This window comes from Streptomyces sp. S.PNR 29 (assembly GCF_030386795.1).
Classification (GTDB): domain Bacteria; phylum Actinomycetota; class Actinomycetes; order Streptomycetales; family Streptomycetaceae; genus Streptomyces.
In genome coordinates this window covers 21,032-41,347 of sequence record NZ_JANUQM010000024.1, presented here as the reverse complement: position 1 = coordinate 41,347, position 20,316 = coordinate 21,032, and the positions used below count along the sequence as shown (strand labels likewise).

Below are 20,316 nucleotides of genomic sequence, written 5' to 3'. Positions count from 1 at the left end.
GGAACTCCTTCAACGAACCAGGATCAATCCCCGCCCGCTCCAACGCCTCCCACGACGTCTCCAACAACAACCGCTGCTGCGGATCCATCGCCAACGCCTCACGCGGCGAAATACCGAAAAACCCCGCATCGAACTCCGCAGCGTCATACAGAAACCCACCCGACCGCGCGTAACTCGCCCCCACACGCTCCGGATCCCCATCGAACAACCCCGCCAGATCCCAACCCCGATCCGCGGGAAACCCACCCACAGCATCCACCCCACCCACAACAACACGCCACAAATCCTCCGGAGAGGACACACCCCCCGGAAAACGACACCCCATCCCCACGATCGCGATCGGCTCGTGGCTCTCTTCCTCGATTTCTTGCAGGCGTCGGTTGGCCTGCCGCAAGTCAGCCGTCACGCGCTTGAGGTATTCGAGGAGCTTCTCCTCGTTCGCACTCATAGTTCATCCTCCTCGGGATTCCAGAAACCAGGCGCGGGCTGTGTACGGGTCAGGAGCTCAGGCTTTGCCGAATTCCTTGTCGATGAGATCGAACATGAAGTCCGCACTCGCCGATTCGATATCGCCGTCACTCGACGGTTCCGGCCCGGAACCGGTGCCCGTACCGCTGGCCCATTGATTCAGGAGTTCCTCAAGACGCTGTGTCAGTTGGGCGCGTACCGTGTCGTCGTCGATCGTCTCGAATCGTTCGGCCATCGTGCCGATGTCCCGGATGAGGGATGCGGAGACGTCCTCACGGCTCGGTACGAGCTGGGTGGACAGGTATTTCGCCAGGGCACCCGGTGTGGGGTAGTCGAAGATGGTGGTCGGCGGCAGTGGAAGTCCGATCGTCGCCCCGATCCGGTTGCGCAGTTCCAGGGCGGTGAGCGAGCTGAATCCCATGTCCAGGAAGCCGCGGTCGAGGTCCACGGCACCGGGGTTGCTGTGGTTCAGCACCGCCGCCGCCTCTTCGCGGACCAGTTGTTGCAGTGACTGCACCCGCTCCTGATCGGTCATGGCCGCCAGGCGGTCCTTGAGCGTGCTGCCGTCCGGCGGTACAGCCTTCCGTTGCTCGGCCGCCGGGGGTTTCGCCTGCCGGCGCGCGTACTTGGTGAGCAGCGGGGTGGGGGGCGCCGTGATGCTGTCGGAGAGGTGTCGTAAAGCCAGGCGGACCGGCAGCAGTACCGGCTCGTCGAGGCCGAGTGCGATGTCGAAAGCCGTCAGGGCGTCGGAGGTCGACAGCGGGGCGATACCGGTGCGGGCCAGGCGCAGCAGGTCCGCCTGATCGAGTTTCTCGCTGATTCCGCTGCGTTCCTCCCACAGTCCCCAGGCGAGCGACAGCGCGGGGAAGCCCGCTGCTCGCCGTCGCTGTACCAGCGCGTCGACGCAGGCGTTGGCGGCCGCGTAGTTCGCCTGGCCCGCCGTCCCCCACCAGCCCGCGACGGACGAGCAGGTCACGAACCATTCAAGATCCATGCCGCGCGTCAGCTCGTCCAGATGAGCCACGGCATCGGCCTTCGCCCGCAGTACGGTCTCCAGACCGTCGGGGGTGAGTGCTTGGACAACGGCGTCGTCCACCACACCGGCCGCGTGAATCACCCCGCGCAGGGGGAAGTCCTGCGGCACCCGCGCGAAAACCGCCGCCAGCTGGTCCCGTGCGGCGGCGTCGCACGCTTCGACGGTGACCAAGGCGCCCAGCTCACGCAATGCTGTCGCCAACTCGGCCGTCCCGGCTGCCCGTTCACCTCGGCGGCTGAGCAGAATGACATGGCCCACTCCCTGAGCGGCGACGGCATGCCGGGCCAGTGCCGAGCCCACGACACCGCCGGCCCCGGTCACCAGCAGCGAAGCGGTGCTCCAGCGGTCGCCCGGCCGGGTACGCGGGGCGGCCCGCGTCTCTTCCCGCAGGCCCGGGCTGCCGGCCCGTACGAGGCGTGGCATGCGCAGTTCGCCGGCGCGTATGGCGATCTGGGGTTCCTGCGAGCGCATGGCCGCGGCCACCGCCGCGACCGACACCGGATCTTCATCGAGGTCCACCACCTGGAAGACGCCCGGATGCTCGGTCTGCGCCGATCGCACCAGACCCCATAGCGCGGCCTGGGCCGGATCCACGTCCTCGCCCGGCACGGCCGCCACAGCGCGGCGTGTCACCAGCGCCAACCGCCCGTCGGCCGAGCGTCCGTCGGCCGGCCATGACTGCACCACGCCCAGTGCAGCGGCCAGACCGGCCCGCACCTGCTCCGGCAGTGGTCCACCGGTGGGCGCACCCGCCGGTGGCTCCTCGGCCGCCACGCCGATGTCGGTCAGCTCCCCGGCCAGGCTGCCTCCGGCCAGCACCACGCACCGGTTCTCCGGCTCCCCGGCACCCGTTGCCGTGGATGCCTGAGGCTCCCACACCACCCGGTACAGAACGTCCCGGGCGGGCGACACGGCCGTCCGCATCCGCTGCCCCGGAACCGGGAGCAATGTGACTGTCCCGGCGGTGACCACGGGGTCCCCGGCCGTGTCCCAGGCCGACACGGACACCGTGTCCGCGTCGACGGCCGTCAGCCTCACCCTCAGCTGGGAAGCACCCGCCGCCCGGACAGCCAGACCGGAGAAGGAGAACGGAAGCCGCGCTCCCCCATCGGCCCGAGGCAGCAGGTCACTCGCGTACACCGCGTGCAGAAGCGCCTCGAAGAGCGCCGGGTGCACCAGATACCGGTCCGCCTGGTCCGCCGCTCCCCGGGGCAGGCGCACCTCCGCGAAGACCTCGCCCTCGGCCGTGCCGTGCCAGACGGCCTCCAGCCCGCGAAACGCCGGGCCGTACTCCAGTCCGTCGGCCGCGAGCCGCTCGTACAGGCCGTCCAGCTCGACCGGCGCCGCTCCGACCGGGGGCCAGCTCTCCAGCCGCTCGTCCGGGGCGACCGGCGCTGAAGCCAGCACGCCCGAGGCGTGCCGGTCCCACTCGGCTTCCCCCGCGGGTCGGGCCAGCAACTCCAGATGCCGTTGTGCGGGCGTGCCGCCCGCTGCCACCCGGACCTGGACATCCAGCGCGCCCTCGGCCGGGACGACCAGCGGGGCGTGCAGGAGCAGCTCGTCCAGTCGCGGGAAACCGACCTGCGTGCCCGCCCGGAGCGCCATCTCCGCCAGCCCGGTGCCGGGCACCACGACGGCTCCCCCTGCTCGTCCGTCTGCGAGCCAGGGCACACTTCGGGCGGACAGCCGCCCCGTCAGGACGGCTCCGTCGTCCAGGGGCAGGGCCGCACCGAGCATCGGGTGTTCCACCGCCTCCAGGCCCGCCGACTCCACATCGGCGGCAGAGGAGGCCGGGTCCAGCCAGTACCGCTCGTGCTGGAAGGCGTATGTCGGCAGTTCGGTGCGGAGCGTGCCTGATCCGGCGTGGAAGGCACGCCAGTCGACGGAGGCGCCCACCGCGTGCAGGTGCCCGAGCGCCAGGTTCAGCGCCACCGCCTCGGGCCGGTCCCGTCGCCCTGTCGGCACCACCAGGTGGCCGGTCATGTCCGGGCAGTTCTGGGCCATGGCGGTCAGCACACCGTCGGGTCCCAGCTCCACGAAGCGGGTGACGCCCTGCTCACGGAGGTACCGCACACCGTCGGCGAACCGTACGGTCTCGCTGATGTGCCGCACCCAGTGATCCGCCGATCCCAGCATCTCCACCGGGAGCGGTGTCCCGGTCAGGTTCGACACGACCGGGACGGCGGGCTCGGAGTAGGCCAGTCCCTCGGCTGTCCGCCGGAACGCGACGAGCATCGGCTGCATCAAGGGCGAGTGGAACGCGTGGCTCACCGCAAGCCGCCGTGTCTTCCTTCCCCGCGCTTCCCAGTGCAGCGCCAGGTCGCGTACGGCGTCCTCGTCGCCCGACAGCACCACGGCATCGGGTCCGTTGACGGCGGCGATGCCGACCCGGTCGGTGAGCATCGGCCGGACCTCGTCCTCGGCCGCCTGCACGGCCACCATCGCTCCGCCGTCGGGCAGTTCGTCCATCAGCCGACCGCGGGCAGCCACCAGGGCGGCCGCGTCCGGCAGGGAGAACACTCCGGCGACATGCGCGGCCGCCACCTCACCGATCGAGTGTCCGGTCACGAAGTCCGGACGAACATCCCAGGACTCCAGCAGACGGAACAGCGCCACCTCGAAGGCGAACAACGCGGCCTGGGTGTGGACCGTGCGGTTCAGCAGGTCTGTGTCCTCGCCCCAGACCACTTCGCGCAGCGGTCGGCCCGTGTGCCGGCCGAGGTGCTGGTCCAGCTCGGCAGCCACGGAGTCGAATGCACGGGCGAAGACGGGGAACTCGTCGTACAACTCCCGTCCCATGCCGAGCCGTTGAGCTCCTTGGCCGGTGAACATGAACGCGATACGGCCTCCGGCACGTGCCCGCCCCCGTACGAGGTTCGCCGCGGAACGACCGTCGGCCAGGGCCTCCAGACCACCGAGCAACTCCTCGCGGTCCCGGCCGACCACGACGGCGCGTTGGTCCAGCGCTGCCCGTCCGGTCGCCAGTGAGTACCCGACTTCTTCCGGACTCGTCTCCGGCTGCCCGGACAGGTGCGTCAGGAGCCGGCGCGCCTGCGCCGCCAGCGCCTCGGACGTGTGACCGCTGACCACCCACGGCACCACACCCCCCGAACGTACGAGCTGCTCGCCCTCAGCCTCCTGCGGGGCCTGCTCCAGCACGACGTGCGCGTTGGTGCCGCTGATACCGAAGGAGGACACCGCCGCCCGCCGCGCCCGGCCCACCTCCGGCCACGGCCGCGCCTCCGTCAGCAGCTCCATCCTGCCCGAGGACCAGTCCACGTGCGGCGACGGACGGTCCACATGGAGGGTCTGCGGCAGCACACCGTGGTGCAGCGCCATCACCATCTTGATGACGCCCGCCACACCGGCCGCCGCCTGCGTGTGCCCGATGTTCGACTTCAAAGAGCCCAGCCACACCGGGCTGCCTTCGTCCCGCCCCTGACCGTAGGTCGCCAGCAACGCCTGCGCCTCGATCGGATCCCCGAGCGTCGTGCCCGTACCGTGGGCCTCCACCACATCGACCTCGGCCGCCCCCACGCCCGCATCCGCCAGCGCCTGCCGGATCACCCGCTGCTGCGCCGGACCGTTCGGCGCCGTCAACCCGTTCGACGCCCCGTCCTGATTCACCGCCGAACCCCGCACCACCGCCAGCACCCGATGCCCATGACGCCGCGCGTCCGACAGACGCTCCACCACCAGCACACCCGCACCCTCGGCCCAACTGGTGCCGTCCGCCGCGGCTGCGAACGCCTTGCACCGACCGTCCGCCGCCAGCCCCCGCTGTCGGCTGAACTCCGTGAACATGGACGGTGTCGCCATCACCGTCACGCCGCCCGCCAGTGCCAGCGAGCACTCCCCGCTGCGCAGCGCCCGTATCGCCAGGTGCAGGGCCACCAATGACGACGAACACGCCGTGTCCACGGACACCGCGGGACCCTCAAGCCCCAGCGCGTACGCCACCCGGCCCGACACGACACTGCCCGCGCTGCCGGTCAGCAGGTAGCCGGCCAGGTTCTCCGGGGTGTCGCGGAGATGACGGGCGTAGTCGCCGGCCATGGCCCCGACGAAGACGCCACTGCGGCTGCCCCGGAGCGAGTGCGGATCGATGCCCGCCTGCTCCAGCGCCTCCCACGACGTCTCCAGCAGCAGCCGCTGCTGCGGATCCATCGCCACCGCCTCACGCGGCGAAATACCGAAGAACGCCGCGTCGAATGCACCGGCGTCGTGGAGGAAGCCGCCCTGGTAGGGCTCGGCGCCCCAGCCTCGGTCGGTCGGGGGGTCCCCTATGGCGTCGCCGCCTTCGGTGACGAAGGCCCACAGGTTCTGTGGCGACCGTATTCCTCCGGGTAAGCGGCAGCTCATGCCGACGATGGCGATGGGGTCGCCGGGGAGGAGTGGGGCCGCCGACGGTACCGGCTCCGCGTCTTCGTCGACGGGGCTGCCGCCGCTGGTCAGCTGCGACTGGATCTCCGTCGCGAGCGCGGCGGGCGTCGGGTGGTCGAAGACCACACTCGTCGGCAGGTTCAGAGAGGTGACGGCGTTCAGACGACGACGGAGCTCGACGGCCATCAGCGAGTCGAAACCGAGGTCCTTGAAGGTGCGGTCGGCGTCCACCTCGTCAGGGGTGGCGTGGCGCAGCACGACGGCGGCTTGGGTGCGGACGAGATCCAGTACGGAAGTGACGTCGTCGAGCCGGTGACGCTGGTGCTGGGGGGCGTACGGGGGCAGGTCCACGGGGGTGTCCGGGGTGCCGGTGACGGTGTTCCAGTCGACGTTCGCACCGCGGACGAAGAGTTCGGCGGCCGAGGCCAGCACACGCTCCGGACCGCCCTCGTCCCGGCGCAGCGTTCCGGTGGCCACCACGTCGGCCACGCCCCTGTCCGCGGCGGTCTCCTCCACGCCCACGGTCAATACCGGGTGGGGGCTGCACTCGACGAAGAACCGGAAGCCCTCGTCCAGCAGCCCGCGCACCGCCTCCTCGAACCGCACGGGCCGACGTTCGTTGCGCACCCAGTACCCGGCGTCCAGCCGACTACCGTCCACCCAAGCGGCCTCCACCGTCGAGTACACCGGCACCCGCGCGGCCCCCGGGGACACTCCCGCCAGCTCCCGCTCCAACCGGTCGGCGATCTGCTCCACCTGCACCGAATGCGAGGCGTAGTCCACCGGGATCCGACGGACCCGCACCCCCTCTCCCTCACCGATGGCCACCAGCCGGTCCAGAGCGGCCAGTTCTCCGGAGACCACCACCGACGCGGGCCCGTTGACCGCCGCCACCGACACCCCCTCCCCCACCGACACACACCACTCCCGCACGCGCTCCACCGGTGCCGCCACCGACACCATGCCTCCCCGGCCGCTCAGCTCGACGACCGTCCGGCTGCGCAGCGCCATCACCCGGGCCCCGTCCTCCAGCGACAGCGCACCGGTCACCACCGCGGCAGCGGTCTCCCCCATCGAGTGCCCCACCACCGCATCGGGACGGACTCCCAGGGACTCCCATACGGCCGCGAGCGCCACCATCACCGCCCACAACGCCGGCTGGACCACATCCGACCGCTCCAGTGACGCGGCTCCCGCGGCTCCGCCCAGCACTTCGTGCAACGACCAGTCCACGTACGGCGCCAGCGCCTGCGCGCACTCATCGATCCGCGCGGCGAACACCGGTGAGGCCGCATACAGTTCCCGTCCCATTCCGATCCACTGCGGCCCCTGCCCCGGGAACACCAACGCGACCTTGCCCGTCACCGAGGCCGCGCCCGTGATCACGCCGGCGCCGGGCACACCCTGTTCGACCTCACCCAGGCCGGCGAGCAGCGCCTCTCGGCCACTGCCCAGCACCACGGCACGGTGCTCGAACACCGGCCGGGAGGACGCCAGCGCCCCCGCGACACGCCCGGCATCGAGCCCCTCGGTCTCCCGCACCCACTGCGCCAGCCGGGCCGCCTGCCCTCGCAACGCCTCCGGGGTGTGACCACTGACCGTCCACGGCACGACGGACGCCCGCTTCTTGGCCAGTACGGTCTCGATGAGTCCGACGATGCCGGACGCCCCGAGAAGGCCGGTGTTCGTTTCGGCGGCGCTCAGCACGCAGTGGACGGTGTCTCCGTCGGCGACGGCCCGGCGTAACGGCTTGAGGACGACCAGACCGCCGGATTCCTCGTCCGCCATCGTGTTCTCGTGCTTCGGACCACGGTGCACTCCGCCCGCGAGGGCGAGTGCGGACTCTCCGGTTCGCAGGCTTTCGCAGGCCAGGTGCACGGCCGACAGGGAGGAGACCTGTTCGGGCTCCACGGTGCAGCTCGGTCCGCGCAGGCCAAGGGCGTGGGAGACGTGGTGGGCGAGGCGCCCGCGACTCAGGCCGGTGGCGCCGAGGAAGACGCCGGTGGGTCCGCCAGTCAGGCTCTCCGGGACGATGCGAGCACTGTTCAAGGCCTCGCGGGCGAGTTCGAGCGCCAGCCGCTGCTGGGGGGTCAGGCCGGGGCCGTGGAGGGCCTCGGCGTCCCGGGGCTCCCCGGGCGGGCGGCAGGCGACGCCGATGACGGCGATTCCGCCGTCGACACGTGCGGTATCCGGGGAGTCGGACGCGTTCTCGGGCCTCGTCTGGTCAATCACGCCTTCTCCCGGCTCTTTGATGACTGCCTCGATGCCGACCGGGCGCCGGTTCCCGGGCACCCCTTCCTTCACTCTGGCAGGGCGCACTCGCAGGTAACTCGAACACCAGCAGTGCCGTTCCGAGCTCCGCGCCTGTCCGGACGGACAGGGCGTTCGGATCGCGCCGCGTCTCGGCCGGCCACTGAGTCGGCTACGAGGTGGCGCCCCAGCTCACGGCCCTCTTCCTTGTGCCTTCGGTGGTCAGCGGAACGCCGCGTGGCCGGTGATCGCCTGTCCGACGACCAGGGTGTGCATCTCACTGGTGCCTTCGTAGGTCAGGACGGACTCCAGGTTGTTGGCGTGGCGCAGCGGCGAGTACTCCAGGGAGATGCCGTTGGCACCCAGGACGGTGCGGCACTCCCGCGCGATCGCGAGGGCCTCCCGGACGTTGTTGAGCTTGCCGACGCTGATCTGCTCGGGCCTGATGCGGTGCCGGTCCTTGAGCCGGCCCAGGTGCACGGCGAGCAGTGCGGCGCTGCCCAGGGTGACGCTCATGTCGGCGAGCTTCTTCTGGGTGAGCTGGAAGGCGCTGATCGGCTTGTCGAACTGCACCCGGGAGTCGGCGTACTCGATGGCCGCCTGGAGCGAGTCGCGGGCAGCGCCGACCGCGCCGAACAGGATGCCGAAGCGGGCCTCGTTCAGACAGGACAGCGGTCCGCGCAGGCCCTCGGCGAGCGGCAGTCGGGCCGAGTCGGGCAGCCGTACGTCGTCGAAGGACAGCTCGGAGGTGATGGAGGCGCGCAGCGACATCTTCTGCTTGATGTCCTGGGTGGTGAAGCCGGGCGTGCCCCGTGGGACGAGGAAGCCACGGACGCCGTCCTCGGTCTGCGCCCATACGGTGGCCACGTCGGCGATGCCGCCGTTGGTGATCCACATCTTGGAGCCGTTGAGGATCCAGTCGTCGCCGTCGCGGACGGCTCTGGTGCGCATCCCGGCGGGGTTGCTTCCGAAGTCGGGCTCGGTCAGGCCGAAGCAGCCGATCGCCTCACCGGCGGCCAGCCGGGGCAGCCACTGCTGCTTCTGCTCCTCCGAGCCCCACTTCCAGATGGAGAACATCGACAGCGAGCCCTGCACGGAGACGAAGCTGCGGAAGCCGGAGTCGGCGGCCTCCAGCTCCAGACAGGCCAGTCCGTAGCTGACGGCGTTGGTGCCGGCACAGCCGTAGCCCTCCAGATGCATGCCGAGCACGCCCAGCTTGCCCAGCTCGGGAGCGAGTTCGCGGGCGAAGTGGGCGTTCTCGAACCACTCGCCGATGTGCGGGCGCACCCGGTCGGCGAGGAACCTGGCGACGGTGGCCTGGATCTCCCGTTCCTCGTCGGTGAGGGTGGAGGAGAGGTCGAGCAGGTCGAGAGGGTCCTTCATCGGCTTGCGGGTCATCGTGAGCTCCTGTTGGTCGCGGTGGTCGGTTCGGTCGTGGTGCCTGCGCGGGGCACGGTCATGTGGCCGGTCCTTCCGGCGCGCGGGGGTGGTCGGAAAGGTGGTCGAGGATCTCGGCGGTGTGCTGTCCCAGGCGCGGCGGCGGCAGGCGGTACCGGGCAGGCGTGCCGCTCAGCCTGATGGGGTTCGCGACCTGGCGGGAGGGCCCGCTCCCCGATCCGTCGGCGGGTGCGGCGGGCAGGTCGACGATGCCGGGAACGCCGAGTTGCCGGGCGAAGGCGAACGCCTCGTCGAGGGTGTTGACGGCTCCGGCGGGCACTCCCGCGGCCAGCAGGGCGGCCGACCAGTGGTCCGCGTCTGCGGCGCCCAGCCGCTCGGTCAGGATGTCCCGTAGTTCGGTGCGGTGGGCGACCCGGTCGGCATTGGTGCGGAAGCGGTCGTCGAGAGCGAGCCCGGGATCGCCGACGACCTCGGCGAGCGCCGCGAACTGCCGGTCGTTGCCCACCGCGATCGCGATCGGACGATCGGCGGCCGGGAACGTCTCGTACGGAGCGATGCTCGGGTGGGCGTTGCCCAGGCGGCCCGGGACCACGCCGGCGACGGCGAACGCCGACGCCTGGTTGACCATGGCCGACAGCAGCGAACCGAGGAGGTTCACCTCCACCCGCTGCCCCTCGCCTGTGGCGTCCCGGTGCCGGAGGGCCGCGAGGACACCGAGCGCGGCGTGCAGACCGGTGATCACATCGACCAGGGCGACGCCTGCCTTCATCGGCTCCCCGGCCGCGTCCCCGGTCACGCTCATCAGACCGCCGACGGCCTGCACGAGGAGGTCGTATCCGGGGATCGCCGCGCCCGCACCGCTGCCGAACCCGCTGATCGAGCAGTAGATCAGCCCGGGGTGCCGGGCGCGGAGTTCGCCAGGGCCGAGCCCCAGCCGTTCCATCGTGCCGGGGCGGAAGTTCTCCACCAGGACGTCGGACTCGGCGACCAGGGCACGGGCCTGCTCGACGCCGGCGTCGGTCGTAAGGTCCAGGACGACGGACCTCTTGTTCCGGTTGACGCCGAGGAAGTACGTCGAGGTGCCGTTGTGGTCCGCCGGGGGATGCCAGGCCCGGGTGTCGTCTCCGGTGCCCGGCCGCTCGATCTTCACCACGTCGGCGCCGAGGTCGGCGAGGAGCATGGTGGCATAGGGCCCCGCGAGAACCCGGGAGAAGTCGGCGATGCGCAGACCGTCCAGTGCGCCTCGCTCCGCTCCGTGGAGAACGCCGGCCCATCCGTCCGGCGCGTTGTGCTGGGTGCCCACGCACCCTCCTCTCTTTCCCGTCACCACCAACGCTCCGAAGGCGGCGCCGGCGAGGTGAGTTCGACAACGGGAAAGCCCTGACCGAGGTGGGCGACGGCCCGTACGACCTTCACCCGCGCGCCGACCGCGACCGCGACCGGCGCCGTCCTGGTGACCTGGCAGACCAGCGTGAATCCCTCGTCCATCGCGACGAACCACGTGTTCTGCGTGGAGGGGCCGTTGCGGCGGACGACGACCCCGGCGCCCGCACTGCGCTCCCCTTTGAAGGCCATGGACCCGCAGGCGCGGCAGAACGAACGGCGGTAGGCCGGAGTGCCGCACCAGAGGCAGCGGTGGAAGAGCAGATCAGTGGCGGCGGCCGCCGTTTCGCGCTCTTCCCCGGGATCGGTGTGTTCACGGGTGTCTGTCTGGAGCATCACGGCCTCCTGCACGCAGTCCGGTGACCGAAAACGGGTGATCGGAATCCGATATGGCTCCACCAGACTGGCGTTTCCGCAGATGACCGGTCAACGACGAACTGCCGCATCTTTGTGCGCGACAAGCGCACAGGCGCCGGGCAGCAAAAAGCCGGGGCCCCCGGAAGGGGGACCCCGGCCGGCGAATCCGTCGGCTACGCGGTGTGTCAGGCGAAGTGGACGTTGTCCTTGGCGAAGCCGGTCCCGATCACCACATCGCGGTCCCAGGGCATCTCGTTGAAACCCCGGCCGTTGTGCCACGCCTTCACATCACCGTTGTCCAGCACGGTGACAATCTCCGAGCGCCCATCACCATCCAGATCCGCGAAATGCACGTTGTCCTTCGCGAACCCCGTCCCGATCACCACGTCACGGTCCCACGGCATCTCACTGAAACCCCGGCCGTTGTGCCACGCCTTCACATCACCGTTGTCCAGCACGGTGACAATCTCCGAGCGCCCATCACCATCCAGATCCGCGAAATGCACGTTGTCCTTCGCGAACCCCGTCCCGACCACCACATCACGGTCCCACGGCATCTCACTGAAACCCCGGCCGTTATGCCACGCCTTCACATCACCGTTGTCCAGCACCGTGACAATCTCCGACCGCCCATCACCATCCAGATCCGCGAAATGCACGTTGTCCTTCGCGAACCCCGTCCCGATCACCACATCGCGGTCCCACGGCATCTCACTGAAACCCCGACCGTTATGCCACGCCTTCACATCACCGTTGTCCAGCACCGTGACAATCTCCGAGCGCCCATCACCATCCAGATCCGCGAAATGCACGTTGTCCTTCGCGAACCCCGTCCCGACCACCACATCACGGTCCCACGGCATCTCACTGAAACCCCGGCCGTTGTGCCACGCCTTCACATCACCGTTGTCCAGCACCGTGACGATCTCGTCCCTGCTGTCACCGGACAGCGACGACCCGCGGTCAATGATGTTGCGGTACCGATAGGGCTTGAAATCGCTCGGCGTACTGAAGTACGGGTAGGGAATCTTCCGGTAGACCGTCCCGGTGTCCCCCGCCTGTTCGTAGCCCCAGTACGAGGTCTGCGCGCTGTCGGCCCACCTGTCGAAGAGCACGACATGGCGGGTGTTCGCATCGCCCTGGGCGTCGAGCAGTATGTCGCCGGTCTTCAGATCGCCCTTGGCGATGGGGTAACTGTGGTCCAGCAGACCCACGGTGTTCGGCCCGGGCCCTGGCAGGCCCCAGGCCATCGACACGTATCCCGAACAGTCCGTGCGGTAAGTGCCGTACTCGTTGCGGTGGGTGGCGGTCTGGCTGTACGGCACCGAGGGCCGCAGCCAGCTCTGGGCCCGGGTGATGACCTCCTGGCGGCTGATCAGCGGGGCTGCCGCGAGGGCAGCCGCCTCCCCCGACCGGCCGTCGGACGCTGCCTCACCGATCCCGGAAGCCGGCCGGGCCACGGCCGGCTGAACCGTGGTGGTCAGCAGTGCCGCGATCACCGCTGTCGTGGCGACGGCCCATCTGGTGGCGCTGGCGTTCTTCCTACCGGACATGTGACTCCCCCCTGGAGCTTCGATCACCGAGGTGATGTGGTCCGGGCGACGCTCGCCCGTACCGGACGCCCCTCACTGCCGTCGACCGGGGCAGGTGGGGCGCCCGCCGCTCCAAGGTGTACCTGCTCTTTGTTTGTTCGGAATCGGCTCCTGGTGCCGAACAAACGGATGCCGAAAAATGCCGCACACATCAGCGCCGCTGTCGAACCGGCGGGCCGAGAAGCCGTCGCCGCGTCAGGGACAGGCGAGGCCATCGCGGTGGCCCGGCTCCAGGCTCGGCTCCTTCCCCGGGCCGGGTGGGCCGATGGCTCGGCAGATGTTCGCGATGCGGCGCCGCACATCCATGTCCCAGATCCTGACGGTGCCGTCGGTACTACCCGTCAGGAGGGTGTCGGTGGCCGAGTACGCCACCGCCGACACGGCTGCGGTGTGGCCGGTGAGTGTCGCCGCGATGCGGCCGTCGGCACGGTCCCAGAGTCTGGTGGTGCCGTCGTTGCTCGCGGTGGCGAGGGTGCGTCCGTCGGGACTGAACGCCACGGACCGCACGGCGCCCGTGTGCCCGGTCAGGGTCGCCGTCGACCGACGGTCGGTCAGGTCCCAGAGCCGGGTGGTGCCGTCGTTGCCCGCGGTGGCGAGAGTGTGCCCGTCGGGGCTGAACGCCACGGAGCGCACAGCCCCGGTATGTCCGGTCAGGGTCGCCGTCGGCCGACGGCCGGTCACCTTCCACAGCCTTACCGTCCGGTCATCACTCGCGGTGGCCACGACCCGCCCGTCCGGGCTGAAGGCCACGGTGTTGACGAAGTCGCTGTGTGCGGCCAGCACCGCGGTCGACGTACCGCCGGCCACCTCCCAGAGCCTGACCGTTCGGTCGGTGCCGGCGGTGGCGAGGGTGCGTCCGTCGGGACTGAACGCCACGGACTGCACGGCACCGGTGTGCCCGGCCAGGGTCGCCGTAGTACGGCGGCCGCCGAGATCCCAGAGCCGGGTGGTGCCGTCGTTGCCCGCGGTGGCGAGGACGTGGCCGTCGGGACTGAACGCCACGGACCGCACGGCCCCCGTGTGCCCGGCCAGGGTCGCCGCCCGCCGACGGCCGGGCAGGTCCCACAGCTCCACCTTCCGGTTGTCGCCCGCCACGGCCAGCGTGCGGCCGTCCGGGCTGAGGGCCAGCGCGCCGACCTCGCGCAGCGGATGGCTGATCAGGACCGACCTGTCCAGGTCCCACAGCGCCACGGTGCCGTCGAAGCCGGCGCTTGCCAGCACGTTCGCCGTGGCGCTGAACGCCACGTCCATCACGTAGTCGGTGTGGCCCGGCAGCACGGCGATCAGCCTGCGGTCCGCCACGTCCCACAACCGCACCACGCCTTCGCCTCCGGCACTGGCCAGCATGCTGCCGTCATGGCTGAACGCCACGCTGTTGACCTGGTCCGTGTGACCGCGCAGACGGGCGAGCGAACGGTGTCCGAGCGCATCCCACAGTCTGACCGTGTGGTCCGTGTACCCGACGGCCAGCGTCTTGTTGTCGGGGCTGAAGACCACACTGTTCACGGCGTCGCCGTGGCCCCGCAGTACCGCCAGGGTGCGGTGCCGGGCCAGACTCCACAGCCTGACCGTGTGGTCGTCGCTGCCCGAGGCGAGCCTCGTTCCCCGGCGGTCGAACGCGAGGCTGTTCACCGAGTCGCCGTGGCCCCGCAGTACGGCCGTGATGCGGCCCGTGGCGACCTGCCTGAGGGTGACCCGGCCGTCTGATCCGCCGTAGGCCAGGGACCTGCCGTCCGGGCTGAAGGCAAGGCCGCGCGCCCGGCCCGGGAAGACGGCCACGGAACGCCGCCGGTCGACGTCCCACACCCTGACCTTCCGGTCGGCGGTGCCGGCCGCCAGCAGCCTGCCGTCCGGGCTGAACGCGATGGCAAGCACGATCCCGGCGTGTCCGCGCAGCGTGGCGACCTCGCGGCGACGGCCCACATCCCAGATCCTGACCGTACGGTCGGAACTCGCCGTGGCCACCTGTCTTCCGCCCGGCCGGAAGACGATCGCGTTCACCGGACCCGAATGGCCGGTGAGCCGTCCGTCGAAGTACTCGGACTGGGTACTGAGCAACGCGCTGCGTGCCTCCGTCGTCCGAGCCGTGCCGAAAGCCTGTACCGCCAGCATCATCGACGCCTCCGGCTGCCCCTCCGCAATGGCGGCGGACTGGGCGGCCATCGCCCGGGACAGAGCGACGCGCCGCTGTACCAACGCGTCCGACCGCTGGTCATAGGCCACTGCCCCTGCGGTGACGGTCACGGCCAGGAGCACGATCAGGGTCAGCAGGAGCCGGCGCTGGCGGCGCATCTGGCGCCGCGCCGCCGCCTCTTCCGCCCTCCGAGCGGCCAGGCTGGCCCGGAGGAACTCACGCTCACCGGTGGACAGAGAGCTCTGGGAAAGGCCGGCGGCCGACGCGAGGCGGGCGCCGCGGTACAGCGCGCCCTCATCGCGCCCCAACCGCTCCCATTCCTGAGCCGAATCGGTGAGCTGCCGCTGGGTCCGCAGGGCTTCCCGGTCCTCGGTCAGCCACTCGTGCAGTCTGGGCCAGCAGCGGATCAGCGCCTCGTGGGCCAGCTCCACCCGGTCCCTGTCCAGCGTCAGCAGCCGCGCACGGGCCGCACCGTCCAGGACGGCGCCAAGACCGTCGCCGTCGGCGCCGGCCAGCCCCTCCAGCTCCTCCAGTTGTGCCGGCCGCCGCGTGTCCTCCGTACCGTCGCCGAGCGCGGTCAGCCGCAGGAACACCTGCCGGGCGAGCTCTCGCTGCCGTCCCTCCAGTCCCTGGTAGAACGCCTCCGCCGTACGCGCCAGAGAACCCTCCAGGCCGCCGGTCGCCTGGAACGCCTCCAGGGTCAGAGCGTTGCCGCGCCGCCGTCGCCAGGTCTCCAGCAAGGCGTGCGACAGCAGGGGCAGCACGCCGGCCTGTCCGTGCGCCTGGGCCGTCAGCGTGGCCAGCAGCGCGCCCTGCACCGTCAGCCCGGCACGCTGGGCAGGTCCGGCCACCGCTCGCCGCAGCTGCTCCAGCGTCATCGGCCCGACCGGGACCTGCGCGTCCCGCATGGCCTCGGCCAGCTCCGGGTGGCGGGTGCAGTGCGCGTAGAAGTCCGCCCGGACCCCCAGCACCACCCGGCAGCGACTGCCGTCGGCGGCCGCGGCGGTCAGCAGCGCGGTGATGAAGCGATGCCGTTCGGCCTCGTCCTTGCAGAGAGTGAAGGTTTCCTCGAACTGGTCGACGACGAGTACGACCTCACCGCCGCCGTTCTCGGCCCGCGCGGCGATCTGCCGGACCACCCGCCCCAGATTCTCCGCGTCCGTGCTCAGCTCCGCCTGTAACGCGCCCGGCGTCACCCCCGCCAGGGCGCCCAACCGCACCGCGCACTCCTCCAGCGGCCGGGCACCCGGCGTGAACACCACCACCGTGGCCGCCACTGCCAGCCGGGGCACCAGCCCGGCCCGCAGCAGCGACGACTTTCCCGACCCCGAGGCCCCGACCACCACCACGAACCGCTGCCGTCCCAGCCGCTGTGCCAGCTCGGCGACCAACTGCTCCCGGCCGAAGAACCACTCGGCGTCCTGGGCCTGAAACGCCGCCAGCCCCACATACGGCGATCTGCTCCCGGCCTCGGTGGGGTCCGGGTCCGTGACGCCACCCACCTCGGCGGCCACTGCCCGCCACGTACGTTCCCACTCCTCCACGTCCCCGTCGCAGGCCTGGACGTACGCCAGTGTCACCGCCAGCGTCGGCAGCCGCTGTCCGGACGCCGCACTCGACAGCGTCGAGATCGAGTAGTGGGCGCGCTCGGCCAGCGTCCGGTACGGCGGGTTGCCGGCCTTCTGCCGCAGCCTGCGCAGGTCCGCGGCGAACCGCACCAACGGGTCGTCTCTCGTCTCCAGCGGTCGCTCCCCACGCGGCACCGCCATCACCCCCTGCAATCCAGCACGTCACGCCGCTACGGCGGTGTCACATTCTCAGGCACCAACACCCGAACCGGCTGCGGCACACGGAAAGAAGGTGGCCGGCTGTGTGCCGGCCACCTTCCTGTGGCGACGTCCCGCGGAGACCTGGCGTCAGAAGCCGGTCAGCGACCACCAGTTCTTGGCGTCACTGGTGTTGTTGTCCAGGACTACGACCTGGTTGGGCAAGTTGTGGTAGGGAGTGATGGCCTGGAGCGTGGAGCGGTTGATGATCTTGTAGAGGTCGGTGTACGGCGAGTACTGCAGCAGCCACTGGAACTCGTAGCTGTTGTTGCAGTTCGCCTGGGTGACGTAGGTCTTGCCGAAGTAGGTGAGACCGGGCTTGAGGCACTTGCGGGTGATGTTGTTGCGGATGAGGTAGTAGCCGTTCATCTGCTCGTCGAACGTCCACTGGTCGCTGCCGTAGGTGGCGCCGTTCCAGGCCCACATCCAGATGTCGTCGTTGTGGTTGGCGCCCAGGTCGTTGGGCACGAGATGGCCGCTGGTGGCCGAGTTGACGATGGTGACGGGGCCGATCTGGTCTCCGGGGGCGGCGCTCGCGGGCGCCGTGAAGGGAACGAGGACTGCGGCCAGGACGCTGAACAGGGTGGCCAGACGGCTCAGGGCGGCGCGGCTCATGCGGTTTTCTCCTTCGGTGTGCGGTTCCGGCGTGCCCGAGAGGTCGGTGCTTCTCGCGGGCCGGGCCGGTGTCCCTCACTTGGATAGCGGGCCGGCCTCGCGGCCTCTCCGCCACCGACCGTGACGAAACCCCACGAAGGCGGTAGCTGGTGGCATATGGGCACGAGAGCCGCGCGTGCACGCAACGGGACGGACAGGCGTACGCGGGCGAGTGGGCCGGAAGTGCGCGACTACGTACGGAGATTCACGCATGGGGCGGGGTTGTGCGCGGGTGAGCGCCCATCAACTGCGTGATCGGGCTGCCGCCGCGAGCACAGCAGGATGGGGAGCAGCCGGTCCGCCACCACTGAAACACCACGGGCCCCGGATCCAGTGATCCGGGGCCCGTGGACGAGCGCAGCGGGTCCTCAGTGGGTGCCGGCGTGGAGGTGCCCGTCCGCCACGAGCCCCTCGGCAGAGCCGGCGGCCAGGAGGTCGGCGCAGAGGTCCCCGAGCGGCGTCTCGAGGCTGAGATTACCGGCGCCGGCGCCCGCGAGGCCGCCGGAGACCTTGTCCAGGTCGCCGTCGGACATCTCGGCGGTTTCCACCTGGGGCGTAACGTTCATGACGCGCATTCCCTTCGAATAAGCATTTCCGCAGGGCGGAGTCCGCCCGATTCCCGGATCCGGAAACCATTCGCGGCGACTTCGCCAGGCACAGGATCAAAGCACGTGGGCGACGGGACGACCAGCCGCCCGAGGTGCGAGCGGAATGCAGGGCGAAATGCGACTTCACCGGTGTGACGACGCGATGACCGAAGGCGCCGAGTCCTTCACACGCCCTTCCGTCTCGCTGCACGCACGACTGTTGCCGCCGGATACCAAAAACGGCCCCTCTCGCGCCAAAACCCTCGGACCACGGAAAAGGTGTGTCGACCATTCAGTGTCGCCTGAGCCCCCGCACCGACCTGCCGGTGAACGGTGTGCAGATTTGCTGAATGTCGGGTGCCCTCAGCTGCCTCCTCCGGTCATCCGGCATCCGGGGCTGGCGCCCGACGGGACGGCTTGTAAGCTGCTGCCGTTGTGTGGGTGTCCGGGCGATGGGCCCGGTTTTGACTGGGGGTAGTTGACGTGGTTGCCGGTCGTGTGGTGCGTTTCGACGGTCTTCGGGGTTATGGGTTCATCGCTCCGGACCACGGCGGGGAGGACGTGTTCCTGCATGTGAACGATCTGCGGATCCCGGAGCAGCAGGTCCGTCCCGGGCTGGCCGTGGAGTTCACGGTCGAGGAGGGTGAGCGCGGTCTGAAGGCGTCGGACGTGCGTCTGGCCGTGACGCCGGACGGCAGGCCGGTGACGCCGCCGAACGGCGTGGCGAGGACGTCGTCCCCCGGTGGGGGCAGGCACGCCGACGACGATTCGCTGTGCGACGTGCTCACCACCGACGAGTACCTGCATGAGGTCACCGAGGTACTGCTCGCCGCGGCGCCGTCGCTGACCGCGGAGCAGATCCTCGCGGTCCGGCGCCGGCTGCTGCAGTTCGGCAAGGACCACGGCTGGACCGAGGACTGACCGGACCGCGCCGCGCCCCCGCGCTCGGCCGAGGTGCGATGCCCCCACGCGACGGGGGATGGACGTCGTGGGGGCACCGCGGTCTCAGGTGGTCGCCAGCGCCTCCGTCGGAGGGAGGCGGGCGGCCCGTACGGCCGGATAGAAGCCGGCCAGACCACCGATGATCAGGGTCGCGCCGACACCGCCGGCCATCGCCCAGGCCGGGACGACGGTCGGCCAGCCCTGGTAGGCCGCGTACCCGGTGGTGACGCCGATGCCCAGGATCACGCCGCCGAGGCCGCCCAGCGCGGACAGCAGCAGCGCCTCGGCCAGGAACTGCGTGCGGATCTGACCGCGGGTGGCGCCCAGGGCGCGGCGCAGGCCGATCTCGGAGCGGCGTTCCAGCACGGAGATGACCATCGTGTTGGCCACGCCGACCCCGCCCACGAGCAGGGCCACGCCACCGAGTCCGAGCAGCAGGCCGCTGAGGGCGTCGTCCGTGGCCTGCTTGGCGGCCAGCGCGTCGGACGGCCGGGAGACCTCTACCTCGCTGGGCGTCTCGGGATTGGCGGTGGCGCCCAGGATGGACTGGACCTCACTGACGGAGGACTCCTCGGCGCGGGTGTAGATGCTGGTGGGGTAGCCGTCGAAGTCCAGCGTCTTTTCCGCGACGGGCCAGCCGACCAGTGCGGCGGAGTCCAGGGTGGGCACGAGTTCGTTGGGGGCCAGCAGACCGACGACGGTGAACCAGTGTCCGCCGAGCCACACCCGTACGTCGGAGCCCACGCGGTCCACGCCGAGCTGTTCGGCGGCCTTGGAGCCGAGGACGACGGCCGGGTACCGGCTGCTGGCGGCGTTCAGCCAGTTGCCCGCGACGACCTCGGCGCCCACGGACTTCGGCAGGTCGGTGCGGGCGGCGGCGACGGTGAGGCCGCCGGTCTCCTGCTTCGGCACATGGTCGTTGCGGTAGACCTTGGCGTCCGTACGGCCGATCGCCGACACCGACTCGACCTCGTCGATGTTGCCGATCATCCTGACCGACTCGGCGGGCAGATGGGCACCCTCGCCGCTGAAGGACGTGCCGGGCGTGACGGTGAGCAGGTTGGTTCCCAGGGCCGCCAGCCGCCGGTTCAGATCCTCCGTGGAGGAGGTGGAGATGCCCACCACGCCGACCATGGCGGCGATGCCGATGGCGATGCCGAGCGCGGAGAGGAACACCCGCATCGGCCGGGAGCGCAGCCCGGAGCCACCCACTCTCAGCACGTCGGCCGGGGACATGCGGGCGGGTTTGGGCCGCCTGGGCGGCGTGCCGCCCTCCGGCAGGGCCGGCGGCTTCGTGGCACTGATC

Annotated in this window: 11 protein-coding genes; 1 reads left to right on the top strand and 10 read right to left on the bottom strand. The window is 70.5% G+C overall.

Features of this window, described 5'->3' with window-relative positions; translation table 11 throughout:
* The 9 genes from NW895_RS40175 to NW895_RS40135 form a co-directional block, all read right to left on the bottom strand.
* On the bottom strand, window positions 1–448 hold a 448-nt coding region (locus NW895_RS40175), incomplete at its 3' end, for a beta-ketoacyl synthase N-terminal-like domain-containing protein (RefSeq protein ID WP_289942137.1).
* Between the two features lie 57 nt (window positions 449–505).
* Window positions 506–8,119 carry a type I polyketide synthase gene (locus NW895_RS40170; protein WP_289942136.1) on the bottom strand — a complete coding sequence of 2,538 codons (7,614 nt, stop codon included), beginning with the start codon at window positions 8,117–8,119 and terminating at the stop codon, window positions 506–508.
* Window positions 8,120–8,359: 240 nt separating this feature from the next.
* Window positions 8,360–9,535 carry an acyl-CoA dehydrogenase family protein gene (locus NW895_RS40165; protein ID WP_289942134.1) on the bottom strand — a complete coding sequence of 392 codons (1,176 nt, stop codon included), beginning with the start codon at window positions 9,533–9,535 and terminating at the stop codon, window positions 8,360–8,362.
* Window positions 9,536–9,593: 58 nt separating this feature from the next.
* Window positions 9,594–10,838 carry a CoA transferase gene (locus NW895_RS40160; RefSeq protein ID WP_289942133.1) on the bottom strand — a complete coding sequence of 415 codons (1,245 nt, stop codon included), beginning with the start codon at window positions 10,836–10,838 and terminating at the stop codon, window positions 9,594–9,596.
* Between the two features lie 20 nt (window positions 10,839–10,858).
* Window positions 10,859–11,254 (bottom strand): hypothetical protein, encoded by a 396-nt coding sequence (locus tag NW895_RS40155; protein ID WP_289942132.1) that lies wholly within the window; start codon window positions 11,252–11,254, stop codon window positions 10,859–10,861.
* 206 nt (window positions 11,255–11,460) lie between these two features.
* A complete protein-coding gene (locus tag NW895_RS40150; RefSeq protein WP_289942130.1) occupies window positions 11,461–12,828 on the bottom strand; it encodes a VCBS repeat-containing protein in 1,368 nt (455 codons plus the stop codon).
* 234 nt (window positions 12,829–13,062) lie between these two features.
* On the bottom strand, window positions 13,063–16,770 hold the full coding sequence (locus NW895_RS40145; RefSeq protein ID WP_289942129.1) for an AAA family ATPase: 3,708 nt from the start codon (window positions 16,768–16,770) through the stop codon (window positions 13,063–13,065).
* 147 nt (window positions 16,771–16,917) lie between these two features.
* Entirely contained in the window at window positions 16,918–17,442 is a 525-nt protein-coding gene (locus tag NW895_RS40140; protein WP_289942128.1) for an RICIN domain-containing protein, read from the bottom strand.
* Window positions 17,443–17,849: 407 nt separating this feature from the next.
* Window positions 17,850–18,047 carry a hypothetical protein gene (locus tag NW895_RS40135; protein WP_289942126.1) on the bottom strand — a complete coding sequence of 66 codons (198 nt, stop codon included), beginning with the start codon at window positions 18,045–18,047 and terminating at the stop codon, window positions 17,850–17,852.
* A gap of 504 nt (window positions 18,048–18,551) precedes the next feature.
* Here NW895_RS40135 and NW895_RS40130 point away from each other — a divergent pair.
* Entirely contained in the window at window positions 18,552–18,989 is a 438-nt protein-coding gene (locus NW895_RS40130; RefSeq protein WP_289942125.1) for a cold shock domain-containing protein, read from the top strand.
* Window positions 18,990–19,073: 84 nt separating this feature from the next.
* Here NW895_RS40130 and NW895_RS40125 read toward each other — a convergent pair whose 3' ends face one another.
* A complete protein-coding gene (locus NW895_RS40125) occupies window positions 19,074–20,315 on the bottom strand; it encodes an ABC transporter permease (RefSeq protein ID WP_289942138.1) in 1,242 nt (413 codons plus the stop codon).
* Window position 20,316 lies beyond the last annotated feature (1 nt).

Bases quoted from the DNA above. Each gene is read 5' to 3' on its own strand.
- NW895_RS40165 (WP_289942134.1), bottom strand. From the start codon at position 9,535: ATGACCCGCAAGCCGATGAAGGACCCTCTCGACCTGCTCGACCTCTCC.
- NW895_RS40155 (WP_289942132.1), bottom strand. From the start codon at position 11,254: ATGCTCCAGACAGACACCCGTGAACACACCGATCCCGGGGAAGAGCGC.
- NW895_RS40150 (WP_289942130.1), bottom strand. From the start codon at position 12,828: ATGTCCGGTAGGAAGAACGCCAGCGCCACCAGATGGGCCGTCGCCACG.
- NW895_RS40145 (WP_289942129.1), bottom strand. From the start codon at position 16,770: ATGGCGGTGCCGCGTGGGGAGCGACCGCTGGAGACGAGAGACGACCCG.
- NW895_RS40140 (WP_289942128.1), bottom strand. From the start codon at position 17,442: ATGAGCCGCGCCGCCCTGAGCCGTCTGGCCACCCTGTTCAGCGTCCTG.
- NW895_RS40135 (WP_289942126.1), bottom strand. From the start codon at position 18,047: ATGAACGTTACGCCCCAGGTGGAAACCGCCGAGATGTCCGACGGCGAC.